Below are 16,754 nucleotides of genomic sequence, written 5' to 3'. Positions count from 1 at the left end.
GCATTTCTCTTTTGAATTACCTAGTCATATATAATTAAAAGTGATAAGATATTGAATTGTTAAGATAAGAACATTTTCTGAGTTATGGAGGAAATGTCATGAAAAAAGAAAAGAGACATTCTATTCGAGAAGCAATGAAAAAAAACTTAAGAAAAGAATACTTTTACTTAAAAAAAGAATTACTTTTCTACTGCCCAATTGATTTAGGCACATTCTCAAACGAGACATACTATGCTACTTTCGATGAAGATGGCATCAGTATTTATCAGTATGATAAGAAAACAGAAAGTAAATTAAAATTGTGTGAGCGTCATCCGTGGAAGAGTTGGAGTAAAGTGAAGATTGATCACTATTTGACAACTTCTCAATTTATTTTTCAGGGTGAGCGAAATTGGATCTTATCTCTTTTTCAAAAAGGAAAAGAAGCTCAAAAAATTATTGAAGAGCATACATCTTTACAAACAGAAGTTGTTTCCCGCTCTTTCTTAAAAAAACTTCCTGGCTTTCGTTCTAATACACCACTGAATAAATACATCGGTAGCATTTGTTACACTGCACTTATTGCATTTTTATTAAAATGGATGATTCCATTTCAAGCACCACAAATCGCCCTGTATTCTATTTCGATTGGTTGTATGCTTCTTGGCCTACTTTGTTTGACAATCGGTTTAATTGAACCGACTATCGTACTGTTTCGAACAAAAGAGAAAACAAGAACAAAAGTTTTTTACTTATATAGCTATTTAGCTATTTCTGGATTTATATGTGTCTTTATTTTTTGGTAAAAGAAACCGTCCCAAAATAAATTTTGGGACGGTTTTCTTTTAAATATAGATACTCTAATTCACTCAATACTTCTAGGAGAAGCGCCCATATAATTTCATTTACATTGAACCTTATTTAAGAATATTCAAAGTTTAATTTTTGAGACGTTGCCTTTACTTAACATATAATTGTTGATTAGGATAAATTAGCTCTTGCTGCAATCCATTTTTTTCTTTAATTTCCTTAAGTGTCATACTAAATTTCCGTGCAATACTAACTAAAGTATCCCCTTTTTGTACGACATATAATGATGAAGAAACAACTTCATTTCTTTGTTCACTTAAAACAAGCAATGGGTTCATCGCATTCTTTTTCGCCATCGTCCATCTTCCTTGATGAAGTTCTAGATGTAAGTGTGCACCTCGCGATTCTCCCGTGTTCCCTACTTCTCCAATTTTTTCTCCTTTTGAAATATAATCCCCTTGAACTACATATCTCTTATTTAAATGTGCATACACAGCCTCATATTCTCCATGTTTAATAAATATAACGTTTCCATAACTACTTGAATAATAAGACTTTGTTACCTTCCCTTCTTGAATAGCTGACACAGGCGTGCCGATTGGTGCCGCTATATCTATACCGTAGTGTTTTCCGTGTCTTGTCCCAAAATAATCACTTATCTGTCCTTCAACAGGCCATGCCCATTGATTTCCCTCTGCGTACACATGTAATTGAGATAAAAACAGTACTGTCAATAACATAACGCCGTATTTTAAAACTTTCATATACATCCTCCGTTTTCTAATTACCACCATACCTTCTCTATTTTGGTATATTACAGAAAAAAGTATACAAAAAAGAAAGTGAATCACTCCACTTCCTTCTCTTTCTTATCACGAAAAACGATTGCACTGCGATTATACTCTACATCTTTTACTTGTAATCGAGCGTTTATTACTCTAGCTACTGCAAATAAATAGTCAGATAATCTATTTACATACTTTAAAACAACTTCATTTATTTTCCCTTCTTTTTGTAAGGACACGATACATCGTTCTGCTCGCCTTACAACTGTACGTGCAATATGAATAGCAGCTGCCGACTCGCTTCCACCTGGTAAAATAAAGCGCTCTAGCGGCGGTGCTTCTTCTATATACGAATCAATCCTACTTTCTAAGTTTTCGACCATTTCAATTTTTACTTTATAAGGTATCTTCTCGCCTACTATCGCCAAGTCTCCCCCGCAATCAAATAGTTCATGTTGAATCGTTTCAAGTTCATTGTAAATATCTCCGAAAGGCCCGCCTTGTAGTTTAGTCATTGCATATCCGATATGAGAATTCGCCTCGTCTATTGTTCCATACGCTTCCACACGGATATCATCTTTATCAACCCTACCACCTATTACACTTGTCGTTCCTTTATCTCCTGTTTTTGTATATAATTTCATTTCTTCACAGCACCTCTCTTGTTATTCTTTATTCGAGCAACATAGAAAAAAGTTCTACCATTCTTTATTTAATTGAGTTTACAAAAAAATAAAAAACAGCAGAACTTTATTCATTATCAACTTTAAAAACGTATATCTAAATTATACGATTCGGTAAATAGACAGAGAATGTAGTTCCTTCTCCAACAACACTTGATACAGAAATTTTACCATCATGGCCTTGAACAATATTTTTCGCAATCGCAAGCCCGAGTCCTGTTCCACCTTTTTTCCCACGTGTTCTTGCTTTATCAGCTTTATAGAAACGATCAAATAAAAATGGAATATCTTCTTCTGGAATACCAACGCCCGAATCTTGTACTTCAAAAATGAGACCATTATTTTTCGTATCAATTACAAGTGTTACATGTCCGCCTGCGTTCGTATGACGTATTGCGTTATCAATTAAATTCGTCAATACTTGTTCCATACGATCTGCATCAAACGGGTATTGTTCAATTGGATTTTTGAAATCAACTGTTAGTTCAACTTCTTTATCCTTTGCGATCCCTTGGAATTTACGACCAATTTTTTCAACAAACGGATGTATGTCCACTTCACCTATATGTAACTCTACATTACCACTTTCCATGCGTGCTAAATCTAATAATTCATTTACAAGTTTACCTAAACGAACGGATTCATCATAAATGATTTGAACAAACTCATTAATTTCTTCTTTCGTTTGCACAATATCATCTAAAATTGCTTCACTATACCCTTGCAGCATGACCATCGGTGTACGAAGTTCATGCGATACATTCGCAATAAAGTCTTGACGCATCTTTTCAAGACGACGTTCTTCCGTCATATCTCGCAGTACTGCTACAGCCCCGCGAATTTTCGTTTGATTGTAGAGCGGCGTCATAAGAACTACATAGTTCCCTTTTTGTAAATTAATTTCAACAACTTGTTGTTGTTCGCTTTCTACAACGAGATGGAATAGTTCAACAAGTTCAGAAGGCAGTTTTTTACTGAGCTCTATCTCTTTTTCTTCTTGCCAAACTTGTAAGAAATGTTCAGCCGGCGGATTGATTACTACAACTTCACCTTCTTGATTTAATGTAATAACCCCATCTGCCATACTACTCAAAATACTTGCTAACTGTTCTTTCTCTTGCTGCAGGGCATTCATATTAAACTTCAACTGTTTCCCCATTTGATTTAAGGCCGTTGCAAGCTCACCAATCTCGTCCTGAGATACCATAGGGGCTTTCGCATCAAACTTCCCACGCGACACTTCAAAAGCAACCTCACGCATTTTACGAAGTGGTGCTGTAATTCGAGTAGATAAGAAGAATGCAAAGAAAGTTGTTAATATAATCGCAATCCCTGCTGATAAGAATATAAAATCAGTCGTTCTTTCCATACCTTGTATCGGCACTTGTAAAGATTCGTACACAAACACTGCACTTTGATTTTTTGATTGCACTGGTTTTCCGACAATCATAATATCATTTTCAGTATTTTTATTCTTTCTACTATTAGAGGCTTTTCTAATGTTATTCTTAATTTCTTTTTTGTCTGTAAACACAGCCGCTAATTCTTTATCTTCTTTTAAGTCATCCATTGTAAGAGTGACTAAGCCTTCTTGTTTCGGTGAAGAAGAGATTTCTTTACCATCTTCTACAATAATAATCCTTGAAAGTGGATCAGAGAATTTGTAAGCGATATTCTCAATCGTTTTTACATCGGCACCTTCTTCAATTAACTCTGAAACACTTGTTGCGACTTTTTGAAGCCTAGCTTCACTCATATCAACATAATACGTTCTAAAAAACTGTGAAAGTAAAATCGCAACAAATCCAAGAACAAACGAAACGAGAAGTAATATGGTCATCCATAACTTCCCTACTACACTTCTCCAAAGCATCAGTCGTTCACAACCTCAAATTTGTAACCTACACCCCAAACAGTAACAATCATTTTCGCTGCATCTGGTGATTTTTTGCTTAACTTCTCACGTAAACGCTTTACATGTGTATCAACTGTACGTAAATCTCCGAAGAATTCATATTGCCATACTTCTTTTAACAGTTGCTCACGATCGAATACTTTATCAGGAGCTTTCGCTAAAAATAATAGTAACTCATATTCTTTCGGCGTTAAGTTTACTTCATTGCCATCTGCAGTAACACGGTGTGCATCGTTGTCAATTGTTAAGTGCGGGAATACAGTAACATCTTTTGTCGTTGTATCTTGTGTAAAGAATGTTGTTGGTACAGCACGACGTAATACCGCTTTCACACGTAGCACGACCTCACGTGGACTAAATGGCTTTACAATATAATCATCTGTTCCAACTTCAAATCCTTGTACTCTATTTACTTCTTCACCTTTTGCTGTCAGCATAATAATTGGTGTCGCTTTCTTCTCACGAACCCCTTTACATACTTCAATGCCATCTTTACCAGGCATCATAAGATCTAATAAGATTAAATCGTAATCATTTTGTAACGCCATTTCTAAAGCTGTATCACCATTATCTGCTTCTTCAATTGTGTATTGTTCTCTTTCTAAGTACATTTTCAATAAACGACGAATACGATCCTCATCATCTACAATTAAAATTCTTGATTCATTTTCCATCTCTACCCGCTGCGTACTCTCACTTCAGCGGTTCACACCTACCCTTCTTTACTATTATGTTGCGCTATTCTCGTTTATTTAAGCAATCTTCTAAATGTTTCACTTCCCATATTATGCTTCACAAGAATAATAAATTTTGTTCAATTTTTTTCCAAAACTATGTATTTTTTTTGAACAGTATATAATGTCCTCGACATCATTTTACAAAATCAACCGCTACTTTGTCATGTTTTTCTCAAAAAAGAAGAAAAGTTGACAAAAATAAAATAGGAAAGTGACATGCACTCTCCTATTTTATTTCTCTATGCATATGAATGTAAACCGGCAATAATTAAGTTTACTACAATAAAGTTAAACATAATAATTGCAAAACCAATTACTGCAAGCCAAGCTGATTTCTCTCCATGCCACCCTTTAGATAATCGTAAATGTAGTACTGCAGCATAAAAAAGCCACGTTATAAGTGCCCAAACCTCTTTCGGATCCCAGCCCCAAAAACGCGTCCACGCTATTTGAGCCCAAATCATTGCAAAAATTAACGCTCCTAATGTGAAAACTGGGAATCCAATTGCAATAGATCGATATCCGATTTCATCTAGTAAATCACTATTCGTATTCTTTACTAACGGCTGAAGTGCTGCCGATACTCGCTTCCGTAAAACAAGTCTTAATACAATATAAAGTAATGTTCCAACTAATACTGACCAAATAACAGTATTTAATTTCTTCGCATTTACAATCGCTGGAACTTCAACTGCCGGTTCTAATTTATTTTCTGTCAGTAACTTCCCTTCATGCGGTCCAACTAAAGCCGGAAGATTGTACTTCATTTCCAGTTGCTGTTCATTTTTATCAACCCATTGAAACTTCGCTTCATATTTCATACTAGAAAATACCGTTGTTACTCCAATAAATCCAACTGTACAAACAAGTGTAAATACTACCGTCTCTAGCCAAAATGTCCGTTTACTTCTCGTTGATTGATCTACATTTTTTAATAAATACATAACGCCCGTAATAAAACTAATCGCTAAAATTGCTTGTCCTGCTGCTGCAGTCGTCACGTGAATATGTAACCAATTACTTTTTAAAGATGGAATAAGCGGAGATATTTCCCTCGGAAACATACTTGCATAGGCAATTAATAAAAGCGCAACTGGTAATGCAAATAGTCCAATTATACTTACACGGTACATAAAATACATTACAATAAATGCTCCTACAAGCATCATGCCGAAAAATGTACCGAATTCAAAAAAGTTACTAACTGGTGCATGCCCTGATGCGATCCACCTTGTAACAAAATATACTGTTTGTGCTATAAACCCTAAAATTGTAATTGTTATTCCTACATTTGCCCATTTATGACCCTTTTCTTTAATGGCTCCACCAAAAAATAGAGTCGCAATTAAATATAAAATAAATGCGGTAAAGAGAAAGTTACTACTTATTTGCACCATATCGTTTCCCCACCTTAACTAATTTTTTTATCGATTACTTTATCATTTGGCTGTGGAATTGCTGTACCTTCTATTACTCTTTCAATATCTTTCTTTAAACCGAACCAATTTTTATTCGTATGCCCTGCAATCCACCATTCATCATTAACACGTTGTATCCAAATACGGCGATGATTCCAATACATACCTTGAATGACACCAACCATAAATATAAACCCTCCAATACCGAGAATCCAAAGCGTTAAATCTTTTCTTACAGTAAGTGCTGTTGCATTTTGCATTTCAACACCTACAAACGACATTTTATATTTGTTGTTTCCATCAGGTTCTATATTTTGCTGAATACCAACAAAACTCACTTCACCATCTGGTGTTTCAGGTGTAAACATTTTAAATACAAATGCAGGATTGTTCGGTAATTTCGTTTTTGTATTTGGTTTTCCATTCTCATCAAAATAAAAATCAGGAAAATAGCTTAATAGTTCTAGAGAATAACCATTTCCTAAATCATATTTTTCCTTAGGATTCGTTAAATCTACTTTAATCGGTCCCCATTTTTGATTATTTTCTTTATTTTGCAAGTTGAAGGACATACTTTTAAATTCACTTTCTTTATAATCCACTTGATACACTGCAAATTGATCAAATTTCAGTGGTTCATTTACTCGAATTTCCGCTTCTTTTACTTTTTCCAACTTTGGTTTTTGCCCTGCTATATTTTCGCCCACAGCTTTATATAATACAGCATTCGTTTGGAAGTTTTTCGCAATCATTTTATCGCCTACACGATCAATCGCTTCCTCAAAAACTTCCTTGTCCTTACTTTTATCATAAACTTCTTTTATAAATTTCTCGTTTTTTAAGTAGTATTGTCCATCCGTCCCTGGTATTTCTTTCGTTTCACCATCACGTAACCAAAGTGCTTCGTCTACGTACATACTCGGTAAAAAACGAAGCATCGCACCGAATAAAAAGATAATAAGACCGATATGATTTACATATGGACCCCAACGCGAGAAGCGTCCCTTTTCTGCTAAAACGTTTCCGTCTTCCACTTTCACGTTATAGTTTCTTTTCTTTAAATTCTTTTGCACTCTTTCCAGGTCACCATCTTTCGGTGTACCAGTCCCATATAATCTCTGTCTCTTTAAAAAGCTAGGATGTCTTTTTACGCCTTGCTTTTTTAAAGCTTTATAAAGTGGAATAACGCGGTCTAAACTACATATCACAAGTGAAATACCGATAGAAGCAATCAAAATCATATACCACCATGAACCGTATAAATTATTAAATCCTAATTGATAGTATAATTGCCCTAAAAATCCGTATTCTTGTTTATAATATTCAGCTGGTGCAATCCCTGGAGTTATGTACATTTCTTGCGGAAAAATAGTTCCTATCGCTGATGCAGCTAAAGTTATTACGATTAGCCATACACCCACTTTTACAGAAGAGAAAAAGCTCCAAATTTTATCGACTATCGTTTTTGTTTGCGTGAGAGATCTCCGTGCACTCCCCTCATAGCGCATATCCAATAGTTTTGCATTTTCATTGCTTTCAAATGGTTTCCCGCAAGCTTCACAAAAAACGGTTCCTATCGGATTAACATGTCCACATTCACATTTAATTTCTTTCAACACTCTCACCGCCCCTGTCTCTATATGTACTATTGTATATTCTAACCTTGAGTTACCGCAATACTCAGAATTTTTAAACCAGAGGCACTATAGACACGCACCTCTTATGTAAAGGCTTTCTTTATTACGGAGTAATTTTCTTTAAATACCCTTCTAACTGTTCTTTCGTTTGTTCACCTATAATTTGCTCCACTACTTTTCCATCTTTATCAATCAAAAAGCTTGTCGGTAATGGACCTACTCCATATGTTCCTATAATCTTTTGTCCTTTATCAATAGCAACTGGGAATTTCAAACCATATTGGTTCACAAAGTTCTTTACTGCAATATCCGTTTCATCCGCATCTAACGCTATGATTTCAACGCCTTTTTCTTTATACTTTGGATATAATTCATTCATATAAGGCATTTCTTTTTCACAAGGTTTACACCACGTACCCCAAAAGTTTAAAAATACACCTTTTCCCTTTAAATCTTTTAGTTCAATTTTCTTCCCTTCTAAATCCGTCACAACAAAGTTAGGTGCTTCTTTTCCGATTTGCATTTTCTCTTTATTAGCAAAGAATCCTTGATAAAGGGTAAATCCTACAGCACCACATAAAATGAGTAGAATAATAACGCGAAATAATAAGCGATTTTTCTTCATATTACCTCTCCTCTCCTCGGTAAATGTTATGTATTATCTTCTGTAAATGTTGTATTGAATAAATCACCAGCAGAGCACTCCACTGGTGAATTTTTAACTCTATAGCTTATCTTGGCTTTGTAGAAGCAAGCGCGCGTAATTGTTTCACCTCATGTGGTGTCAATTCTCTCGCATCACCAGGTCGCAGGCTTCCTACTTCTAAGAAAGCATAACGTTCACGTTTTAATTTCACTACTTTACAGTCTAACGCTTCAAACATACGACGTACTTGACGGTTACGTCCTTCATGAATTGTTAATTGTACAATAGCCATTTCTTTACGCTTGTCCCAAGAAATAATTTTCACATGTGCTGGTGCTGTTTTACCGTCTTCTAGTGCAACACCGCGTTCTAACATGCGAATTTTCTCACCTGTTAATGGGCCTTTTATTTTTGCAACATACGTTTTTTCAACTTTATATTTAGGATGCATTAATATATTTGCGAAGTCCCCGTCGTTTGTCATTAATAATACTCCTGACGTATCATAATCTAGACGTCCGATTGGGAATAAACGTTGTGTAATTTCAGGGAAAAAGTCTGTTACAACACTTCTACCTTTATCATCTGATACACTTGAAATTACACCAGTTGGTTTATATAGTAAAAAATAAACAGGTTCTTCTTTTTCAAGAGGGATGTTATTTACTTCTACTTTATCTTGAGGAGTTACTTTTGTTCCTAACTCTTTCACTATTTTTCCGTTAACTTTCACTTTTCCTTGCTGAATTAATTCCTCAGCCTTTCTTCTCGATGCAATACCTGCTTGCGCAATCACTTTTTGTAATCGTTCCATTTCTTTTTTTCACCTCGAATTTATCTTACCTTACATTAGAAAGACTTGGCAACCGCATACGCTTTACGGTTATTCGCTCCATCTCACTTAAACAACATAGCGATGATATTAAACATATAAAGGTCAAATCATGTTTTTATCCTTTATTATTGTCCATATTTTTCATATTTCTCACAATAAAAGTTCATCATTTTGTCAAAAATACCACATAAAAAAACCACTATTAAGCTACACCTTAATAGTGGTCGTATACGTATTATACGCGAAATAGCATAAAAAATGAATAGCTTTACTGAAACAATAGGGAAACAAAGACAATCGAGCAAATAATTCCGATTAAATCTGCAAAAAGACCTACTTTTAATGCATCTCCCATTTTTCTAATACCAACAGCTCCGAAGTATACTGTTAAAATATAAAAAGTCGTATCTGTACTCCCTTGCATCGTAGAAGCTAATCTCCCAATGAATGAGTCTGGCCCATATGTGGCAATTAAATCAGTCGTAATACTTAGACCAGCAGAACCTGAAATAGGGCGTATTAGTGCTAATGGAACGATTTCTGCTGGAACATGAATTAAATCTAGCATTGGCTTCATTACTGATATCATTGCATCTAGCGCACCTGAAGATCGGAATATAGAAATAGAAACAAGCATTCCAACCATAAACGGTAAAATGGAAATTGCAATTTGAATCCCTTCTTTTCCTCCCTCAACGAACGATTCATACGTCGGCACTTTCTTTATCGTGCCATATAAAAGGATAAAACCAATTACACAAGGGATTACCCATAAAGAAATTGTATTTACAATACTCATTTTTTCCGCCCCTTTCTACTCCTTCTTCGGTAAAAATAGCGGTCAATCCAAATCGCTCCAATCATAGAAAGTACTTGTGCAATAAATGTTACCCCAACAATTTCAGTAGGATTGGCTGATTCATACGTCATTCGAATTGAAATGACTGTCGTAGGAATTAATGTAATAGCTGATGTATTTAATGCTAGAAACGTCACCATAGAACGGCTCGCCGAATCCTTTCCTCCATTTAACTCTTTTAGTTGTTCCATCGCTTTAATACCAAGAGGGGTTGCTGCATTACCTAGACCAAAAAAGTTTGCCATCATATTTGATAGAATAAATCCCATGGACGGATGGTCCTTTGGTATTTCTGGAAACAACCTTTTTACTATCGGCATAAAAAGTGAAACTAATTTTTTTAACAATCCGGCTTCCTCTGCAATTTTCATTAAACCAAGCCAAAATACTAAAACACTAATAAGTCCTATACAAATCGTTACTGCATCTTTTGCTCCGTCAAATACAGCCTTATTCACTTCTTCCATCGTTCCATTTATCATGGCGTATACAATCCCAATGACAGCCATCGCTACCCATACGAGATTAACCATCGTTCCCAACACCTATCATGTAAGAAAAAATTTCTTTCACATTATTCCAGTAAAGTCCCGTTGTAGCTACTAACTTCCGTTTACTATAAAATAAATTCCGTTCTCCAACTTTCTCATTGCCAACATAAACATCTGTCTTTCCAACCTTTACTCCATCCTCAAGCGTTATACTTTTATCCAGTTCAACTTTTAATAACACGTTCTTTCTTTCCTCTTCAGTTAACGGCACGGAAAAACTATTTTTCGTATAAACATGGTTGGCATACTTCTTTTCATTTATTTCAGCAATTGCTCCTTGTCCTAAAACTTTCGTTTGCTTGAAACGTTCGAATCCTTTGTCAAATAGATTCATATGATCATCCCAATCACTAGAAGCACTCAAAGTTACGACAATTAAATCTAGTCCATCTTTTGATGCCGTTGTAACAAGCGTTCTTCCTGCTTTCTTCGTAAAGCCTGTTTTTCCTCCTGTTGCAAATTCATAATAAGACGTTACCAACTTATGTTTATTTTTCCACGGGTAATCCCAAGAATCGGATTTATACGTTTTTGTTCCAAAGATTTTTTTAAATGACTCGTTTCCCATTGCATACTTCGTTAATAACGCCATATCGTAAGCCGACGAATAATGTGATCCATCTCCATCTAAACCATGAGGGTTTGAAAAGTGAGTATCTTTCATTCCAATTTCTTTCGCCTTTTCATTCATTAAATATACGAATCCATCTATACTCCCACCCACACTTTCAGCAATTACTTGCGCTGCGTCATTACCAGATCTAAGCATGAGTCCGTATACTAAATCTTCTAACTTCACTTTTTGTCCAGGCTTTAAATAGATTGCTGATCCTTCCACCCTCACCGCTTCATTGCTAACTGACACCATTTCTTTCATCTTCCCTGATTCAGCAGCTAACAAGGCAGTCATAATTTTTGTTATACTAGCAATTTTTTGAGGTTCATGTTCTGCTTTTCCGTATAATACACGACCAGACTGTTGCTCCATTAATACAGCATTTCGAGCACTGACATTGCTGTTCATCTTTGCATATGTAGGAATTGGCATAACGCTTGCGTACATAATAAGAAGCGTAATGATTACACAAATTCGTCTCATATTTCCCCCCACGTCCTTTTGGCACTTTTTGTACAAGTGTATGCTTGGCCTTTTAAAATATGAACGAAATCTTCCTTCTGCTTCCATTAAAAAAGACGCAGAGAATTTGCGTCTAATATGGTGTCCATTCAATTTGTTTCGCAGTTTCAAACCTTTTTTCTACATCAGGCCAATTTACAACATTCCACCAGTTTTTAATATATTCATCTTTTCGATTTTGGTATTGTAAATAATACGCATGTTCCCAGACATCTAGTACAAGGAGTGGTATCGTATCCCATTGTGTAAATAATTGATGAAGTGTACTTTGCAAAATTTCTAACCTTCCAGACCGGGGCACCCAAACGAGAATTGCCCAGCCTGAACCTTCTACTTTAGAGGCCGCTTCTGTAAAATGTTTTTGGAAACGTAAAAAGCTCCCAAAATCTTGTTCGATTTGTTGTGAAAAAGCACCTCTTGGACTTCCACCACCGTCTTTTTTCATGTTATTCCAAAATATCGTGTGTAAGTAATGACCTGACCCATGAAAAGCCGCTTCTCTTTCCCAATGCTTAATTAAATCAAATTGATTTGTTTTTCTCGCTTCTTCCATCATCTTCTCTGCTTTATTTAACCCTTCCACGTAACTCCGATGATGTTTATCATGGTGTAACATCATAATTTCTTTAGAAATATACGGTTCTAACGCATTATACGGATAAGGTAATGGCGGGAGTGTATGTCCTCCAATTGGAACAGCTCGTTCGCTATCCCCTCTTTCATATAATTCATATTCCTCTTCTTCTTGCATAAATACTTCCTGCAAGTGATGCTGAATATGTTCTACATCATCACTTATTTCATACATAAACTCTGCATCTGTTTCATACTCATGCTCTTTCATACGCTCTAACAACGTCTGAATTTTATAAGCAAGCATATGGACATCATACACTTCCATTGCACGGCTATCTAATACGTGAAGAACACTTTCACACCAATTTTCTACTTCATGAAAGTAATCTGTAAATACACCTTGCTGATTCATGTTGCACCTCCCTAATGCTATCCACTTAACTATATTCAATGAAAATCCCTTATATAACTGTACAAAAGGAAAAGAAGCTAAGTCACCTTAGCTTCTTTTCCGCAATCAATATTTGTGTAACATCTTTGTCTGATAATCCGTCTCATAATATTCTAGTTCTTCACGCATCAATTGAAATTTACCTTCTAAACTCTTCATCACTTGCCCCAAAGATGCAGGTGGTGTTTGTTGAAAAACGATAGAATTTTTTCCTGTATATGCAGACCGACTATTTTCATACCAATAATCACTCTTCGGTGAAAAAAACTCTGCAATTACTTGATGGTAAATCTTATATAAAATTTTTTCAGCTGCTGTTTTTCGAAATGGCTGACTATTCAACAAAACAAAACATGCATCATGTCCTTCTTCGCAAAAAACGAGAAGTCGTCTCATTGATGCTAATAACCCTTTATAATATTGCTCGTTCCCTGCCGGTGTCTCCTCTAATAAAGAAGGCAACGTATGATAATTTACATAATTGGTTATTAAATGAATAGCATCTTCTAAAAATATAGAAACTTGCTCTGTTTGATTTTCAACCATCAAATTAGACATTTTTCTCTCTCCTTTGCCATTTTACGCTATTTCTACTCTTTTATTTTTATGTAATTCAGCCAATATTTCTTGTACTTTCAACACCGTTCCCTCATCAAAATATTGTTGAAATTCTTCCATATTATTTAAATACAAACGTTTTTGCGCACGAAGCTCCCTATCTTTCACTAAACAACATATCGCTACAATATCGCGCAAATATATGTGTTGTTCTTCTACTTTATACACTGGATTTCCTTCAAAAGGAGTAATTTCTTGTAAAACTTCTTCAAAATATCGAACGTATAAAACCGAAAAAGTTTTCTCTTTATCATTTAATATATATGTCACTTCAGATCTGTTAAAAAAATCCTCTGATGTATTAGGTTTCGCTTTTTCTAACTCATATCCTACATAACCTTTTATAATCATATACTCCCCCCTCCTCCTTCTTTTATCTTATTCTAACTTAATTTTCTGATAAACAAAATATTCTTTTAAATATACCTATATAAAAAATAGCTCCCCTATACAGGAATTTACCTTTTTATTTTTCTTGAAGTTTGTCATAATAATATTATTGTCTCAGTTTTCTTACACAAGGAGAGTTGTATTTATGTCGTTTTCATGGAAACGTTTCTTACAAATCGGGAAAATTATCTTCCCATTTGTTGTATTAACAATTGTATTCTTTCAAGCAAAAAAAGAATTAGCGGGCATTTCTTTTTTAGAAGCGATTGATACAATTAAAAACATTCCAACTGGAGGAGTCTTTTTAGCAATTACACTTGGTGCATTCGCTGTATCAACAATGTTCTTTTATGACTATGTTATGCTTCGTTACTTAAAAGCTGATATTCCTGTCCAAAAGATTTTCCGTATCTCGTGGATTGCTAATACTTTAAATGGATTTATCGGGTTTGGTGGTCTCGTTGGAGCCGGCGTACGCACAATGCTTTATCGTCCATACATAAAAGAAAATGGAAAACTTATTAAAAGTATCGCTTGGATGACAACTGCCTTTATTAATGGATTAGCCATTCTTTCATTTCTTGGTCTTATCGGAATATTAGACACGAGATTTATTTTGCATGAAAAACCATGGCTATGGCCTGTTCTTATCTTCTTTGCTCTTTTCGTTCCTATATATATCGGGTTTTCTAAATTAAAAAATAGAAAAGCGACGCAAACAGAGGGACAAGAAGAAGAGGAGAAAAACCCAACCGTTTTATACTCATTAGTTTCATTAGTCGAATGGGTATCTGCTGGTATTGTTATGTACGTCATATTATTATTATTTGGCATTGAAATCGAATTCCAAAAGTTTTTAGGCGTATATGTCATTGCTGCTTTAGCTGGTGTCGTTAGTCTTGTTCCTGGTGGCCTTGGATCATTTGATCTTGTCTTCTTAACTGGGCTTGGGCAATATGGCATCGATACAGGTGTTTTACTCCCTGCTATGTTATTATATCGTCTCGTCTATTACATCTTACCATTCTGCCTTGGTCTCATTTTTGCAGCTTTTGAAATGACAGGAGTAGCCATTAAAAAGTTTGAAGATAAACCTTTTATTGCGCCTGCATTAGAGACAACTGGTGTTATATGGACTTTGCAGCGTGACTTTCTAGGAAAGTTAGGTTCTTGGGCATCTGCTGCTTTAACAGTATTTGCTGGCTTAATGGTTATTTTATCAACCATTCTACCGACAAGTATAAATCGGGCACACGCCTTACATATTCTAGCTCCAAAACACCTTATTCAATTTTCTTTTAGCTTATCGCTAACATTCGGTATTCTCCTACTCATTCTTTCACGGGGGATATATTACGGAACAAAACGTTCTTATTATATGACGATTGTTTCTTTAATTGGAGCGGCTATTTTTAATACACTAAAAGGAATTGATGTTGAAGAAACGTTTATTTTATTAATCGTACTCGCTGTATTGTATATGCTTCGTAAAAGGTTTGTACGTGAGAAAATGGAAGTCTCACTTTCCGATATCGTAAAAGTTTTTATATTCCTACTTGTAACGTTATATTTATATAAAAACTTAGGTATTTTATTTGCAGGTGCAAAGGAAGCTTTCAAACCTGATTTTGTCGTTCGTAATATTACACAAGTGAAACGAAGTGCATTAGCAGCTGCCTTTTTTGTTCCTACTTTTTTACTAATTGGTTCACTCATTGCAAATCGTTATCGAAATGAATTTCCCGGGCAACCAGCTAATGATAAAAGATTACAAAACTTCTTAGATGAACATGGTGGAAACGTACTTAGTCATTTAGGTTTTTTAGGAGATAAGCAGTTCTTTTTCAGTAGTGATGGAAAAGCACTCATTCTCTTCTCAATAACTGGAAAACGACTTATTGTACTAGGTGATCCAATTGGGGACCCTTCCTCCTATCGTACTGTACTGCAAGAGTTTTTAGCTGAGGCTGATCGATTTGGATACATTTGTGTATTCTACCAAATTGAAAGTAAATGGATGAGTTTATATCACGATTTTGGTTATAACTTCTTTAAGCTCGGTGAAGAAGCTGTTGTTGATTTAAATACATTTACAATAACAGGAAAGAAACGCGCTGGCATGCGAGCTACTTTCAACCGTTTTGAAAGAGAAGGCTATACATTCTCTATTCACGAGCCACCTTTCTCAGACGAATTATATGAAGAGTTAAGAAAAGTTTCAGATGCATGGCTTGGTGGAAAAAAAGAGAAAGGTTTTTCACTCGGATACTTCGATCGTGAATATATTAGTCGTGCCCCTATCGCAACATTATCTGATGCAGATGGAAAAATTATTGCATTCACAACATTCATGCCCGTATATCAAAACGGATCATTATCTGTCGATTTAATGCGATATTATCCCGATGCGCCTAGCGGCATTATGGACGCAATTTTCATCCACTTATTCCAATGGGCAAAAGAAAATGAATACCACTCCTTTAATATTGGTATGGCACCACTTTCAAATGTTGGTTTATCCACACAGTCTTTCTGGTCTGAACGAGTGGCTGCTGCAATCTTTAATAACGTTCGTTATACGTATAGTTTCAGCGGATTACGACATTTTAAAGAAAAATATAAACCAGCATGGAGCGGTAAATATTTAGCATTTAGGAAGAATCATTCTTTACCAATTACAATGCTCTCTGTAACAAAATTAATAGGAAAAAGAAAAAACAGCTAAA

The 16,754-nt window shown here is 35.2% G+C and carries 16 protein-coding genes; 2 read left to right on the top strand and 14 right to left on the bottom strand.

Annotation, left to right across the window (positions count from 1 at the left end; translation table 11 throughout):
- Nucleotides 1-98 precede the first annotated feature (98 nt).
- A complete protein-coding gene (locus ACS2FK_RS08430) occupies nucleotides 99-785 on the top strand; it encodes a hypothetical protein (protein WP_000711798.1) in 687 nt (228 codons plus the stop codon).
- Nucleotides 786-938: 153 nt separating this feature from the next.
- Here the strand turns inward: ACS2FK_RS08430 and ACS2FK_RS08425 are convergent, their stop codons facing one another.
- From ACS2FK_RS08425 to ACS2FK_RS08360, 14 genes are all read right to left on the bottom strand, one after another.
- Nucleotides 939-1,553 (bottom strand): peptidoglycan DD-metalloendopeptidase family protein, encoded by a 615-nt coding sequence (locus ACS2FK_RS08425; protein WP_000866228.1) that lies wholly within the window; start codon nucleotides 1,551-1,553, stop codon nucleotides 939-941.
- Between the two features lie 83 nt (nucleotides 1,554-1,636).
- A complete protein-coding gene (locus tag ACS2FK_RS08420) occupies nucleotides 1,637-2,218 on the bottom strand; it encodes a cob(I)yrinic acid a,c-diamide adenosyltransferase (RefSeq protein WP_000781271.1) in 582 nt (193 codons plus the stop codon).
- 136 nt (nucleotides 2,219-2,354) lie between these two features.
- Nucleotides 2,355-4,130 carry a sensor histidine kinase ResE gene (gene resE / locus ACS2FK_RS08415; protein ID WP_000964683.1) on the bottom strand — a complete coding sequence of 592 codons (1,776 nt, stop codon included), beginning with the start codon at nucleotides 4,128-4,130 and terminating at the stop codon, nucleotides 2,355-2,357.
- Nucleotides 4,130-4,846 carry a DNA-binding response regulator ResD gene (resD, locus tag ACS2FK_RS08410; RefSeq protein WP_000426861.1) on the bottom strand — a complete coding sequence of 239 codons (717 nt, stop codon included), beginning with the start codon at nucleotides 4,844-4,846 and terminating at the stop codon, nucleotides 4,130-4,132. The genes resE and resD overlap by 1 nt, the downstream gene beginning before the upstream one ends.
- A gap of 302 nt (nucleotides 4,847-5,148) precedes the next feature.
- On the bottom strand, nucleotides 5,149-6,306 hold the full coding sequence (gene resC / locus ACS2FK_RS08405; protein WP_000250087.1) for a cytochrome c biogenesis protein ResC: 1,158 nt from the start codon (nucleotides 6,304-6,306) through the stop codon (nucleotides 5,149-5,151).
- Between the two features lie 14 nt (nucleotides 6,307-6,320).
- Nucleotides 6,321-7,946: a cytochrome c biogenesis protein ResB gene (gene resB, locus ACS2FK_RS08400; RefSeq protein WP_000910518.1), complete on the bottom strand. Its 1,626-nt coding sequence runs from the start codon at nucleotides 7,944-7,946 to the stop codon at nucleotides 6,321-6,323.
- 121 nt (nucleotides 7,947-8,067) lie between these two features.
- Complete coding sequence (gene resA, locus ACS2FK_RS08395; RefSeq protein ID WP_000742194.1) at nucleotides 8,068-8,589, bottom strand: thiol-disulfide oxidoreductase ResA; 522 nt, start codon at nucleotides 8,587-8,589, stop codon at nucleotides 8,068-8,070.
- A gap of 106 nt (nucleotides 8,590-8,695) precedes the next feature.
- Nucleotides 8,696-9,424, bottom strand: a complete 729-nt coding sequence (gene rluB, locus ACS2FK_RS08390) for a 23S rRNA pseudouridine(2605) synthase RluB (RefSeq protein WP_000440553.1) — start codon at nucleotides 9,422-9,424, stop codon at nucleotides 8,696-8,698.
- A gap of 289 nt (nucleotides 9,425-9,713) precedes the next feature.
- The gene (gene spmB, locus ACS2FK_RS08385; RefSeq protein ID WP_000029514.1) at nucleotides 9,714-10,244 is read right to left on the bottom strand and encodes a spore maturation protein SpmB; all 531 of its coding nucleotides are present in this window, start codon (nucleotides 10,242-10,244) and stop codon (nucleotides 9,714-9,716) included.
- The gene (gene spmA / locus ACS2FK_RS08380) at nucleotides 10,241-10,837 is read right to left on the bottom strand and encodes a spore maturation protein SpmA (RefSeq protein WP_000247810.1); all 597 of its coding nucleotides are present in this window, start codon (nucleotides 10,835-10,837) and stop codon (nucleotides 10,241-10,243) included. The genes spmB and spmA overlap by 4 nt, the downstream gene beginning before the upstream one ends.
- Nucleotides 10,830-11,954, bottom strand: a complete 1,125-nt coding sequence (locus ACS2FK_RS08375) for a D-alanyl-D-alanine carboxypeptidase family protein (protein WP_001252626.1) — start codon at nucleotides 11,952-11,954, stop codon at nucleotides 10,830-10,832. Before ACS2FK_RS08375 ends, spmA begins: the two co-directional genes overlap by 8 nt.
- 112 nt (nucleotides 11,955-12,066) lie before the next feature.
- A complete protein-coding gene (locus ACS2FK_RS08370; protein ID WP_001075742.1) occupies nucleotides 12,067-12,981 on the bottom strand; it encodes a superoxide dismutase in 915 nt (304 codons plus the stop codon).
- 105 nt (nucleotides 12,982-13,086) lie between these two features.
- On the bottom strand, nucleotides 13,087-13,578 hold the full coding sequence (locus tag ACS2FK_RS08365) for a YpuI family protein (RefSeq protein WP_000067551.1): 492 nt from the start codon (nucleotides 13,576-13,578) through the stop codon (nucleotides 13,087-13,089).
- 21 nt (nucleotides 13,579-13,599) lie between these two features.
- Complete coding sequence (locus ACS2FK_RS08360; RefSeq protein ID WP_000584358.1) at nucleotides 13,600-13,989, bottom strand: hypothetical protein; 390 nt, start codon at nucleotides 13,987-13,989, stop codon at nucleotides 13,600-13,602.
- 184 nt (nucleotides 13,990-14,173) lie between these two features.
- On the opposite strand from ACS2FK_RS08360, the gene mprF reads away from it, so the two are divergent.
- The gene (gene mprF / locus ACS2FK_RS08355) at nucleotides 14,174-16,753 is read left to right on the top strand and encodes a bifunctional lysylphosphatidylglycerol flippase/synthetase MprF (RefSeq protein ID WP_000010853.1); all 2,580 of its coding nucleotides are present in this window, start codon (nucleotides 14,174-14,176) and stop codon (nucleotides 16,751-16,753) included.
- Nucleotide 16,754 lies beyond the last annotated feature (1 nt).

This window comes from Bacillus cereus group sp. BceL220, assembly GCF_051776965.1.
Lineage (GTDB): Bacteria > Bacillota > Bacilli > Bacillales > Bacillaceae_G > Bacillus_A > Bacillus_A cereus.
The sequence above is the reverse complement of the archived record's forward strand: the minus strand, read 5'-3'. Positions and strand labels throughout refer to the sequence as shown.

Bases quoted from the DNA above. Each gene is read 5' to 3' on its own strand.
- ACS2FK_RS08430 (WP_000711798.1), top strand. From the start codon at position 99: ATGAAAAAAGAAAAGAGACATTCTATTCGAGAAGCAATGAAAAAAAAC.
- ACS2FK_RS08425 (WP_000866228.1), bottom strand. From the start codon at position 1,553: ATGAAAGTTTTAAAATACGGCGTTATGTTATTGACAGTACTGTTTTTA.
- ACS2FK_RS08420 (WP_000781271.1), bottom strand. From the start codon at position 2,218: ATGAAATTATATACAAAAACAGGAGATAAAGGAACGACAAGTGTAATA.
- resE (WP_000964683.1), bottom strand. From the start codon at position 4,130: ATGCTTTGGAGAAGTGTAGTAGGGAAGTTATGGATGACCATATTACTT.
- resD (WP_000426861.1), bottom strand. From the start codon at position 4,846: ATGGAAAATGAATCAAGAATTTTAATTGTAGATGATGAGGATCGTATT.
- resC (WP_000250087.1), bottom strand. From the start codon at position 6,306: ATGGTGCAAATAAGTAGTAACTTTCTCTTTACCGCATTTATTTTATAT.
- resA (WP_000742194.1), bottom strand. From the start codon at position 8,589: ATGAAGAAAAATCGCTTATTATTTCGCGTTATTATTCTACTCATTTTA.
- rluB (WP_000440553.1), bottom strand. From the start codon at position 9,424: ATGGAACGATTACAAAAAGTGATTGCGCAAGCAGGTATTGCATCGAGA.
- spmB (WP_000029514.1), bottom strand. From the start codon at position 10,244: ATGAGTATTGTAAATACAATTTCTTTATGGGTAATCCCTTGTGTAATT.
- spmA (WP_000247810.1), bottom strand. From the start codon at position 10,837: ATGGTTAATCTCGTATGGGTAGCGATGGCTGTCATTGGGATTGTATAC.
- ACS2FK_RS08375 (WP_001252626.1), bottom strand. From the start codon at position 11,954: ATGAGACGAATTTGTGTAATCATTACGCTTCTTATTATGTACGCAAGC.
- ACS2FK_RS08370 (WP_001075742.1), bottom strand. From the start codon at position 12,981: ATGAATCAGCAAGGTGTATTTACAGATTACTTTCATGAAGTAGAAAAT.
- ACS2FK_RS08365 (WP_000067551.1), bottom strand. From the start codon at position 13,578: ATGTCTAATTTGATGGTTGAAAATCAAACAGAGCAAGTTTCTATATTT.
- ACS2FK_RS08360 (WP_000584358.1), bottom strand. From the start codon at position 13,989: ATGATTATAAAAGGTTATGTAGGATATGAGTTAGAAAAAGCGAAACCT.
- mprF (WP_000010853.1), top strand. From the start codon at position 14,174: ATGTCGTTTTCATGGAAACGTTTCTTACAAATCGGGAAAATTATCTTC.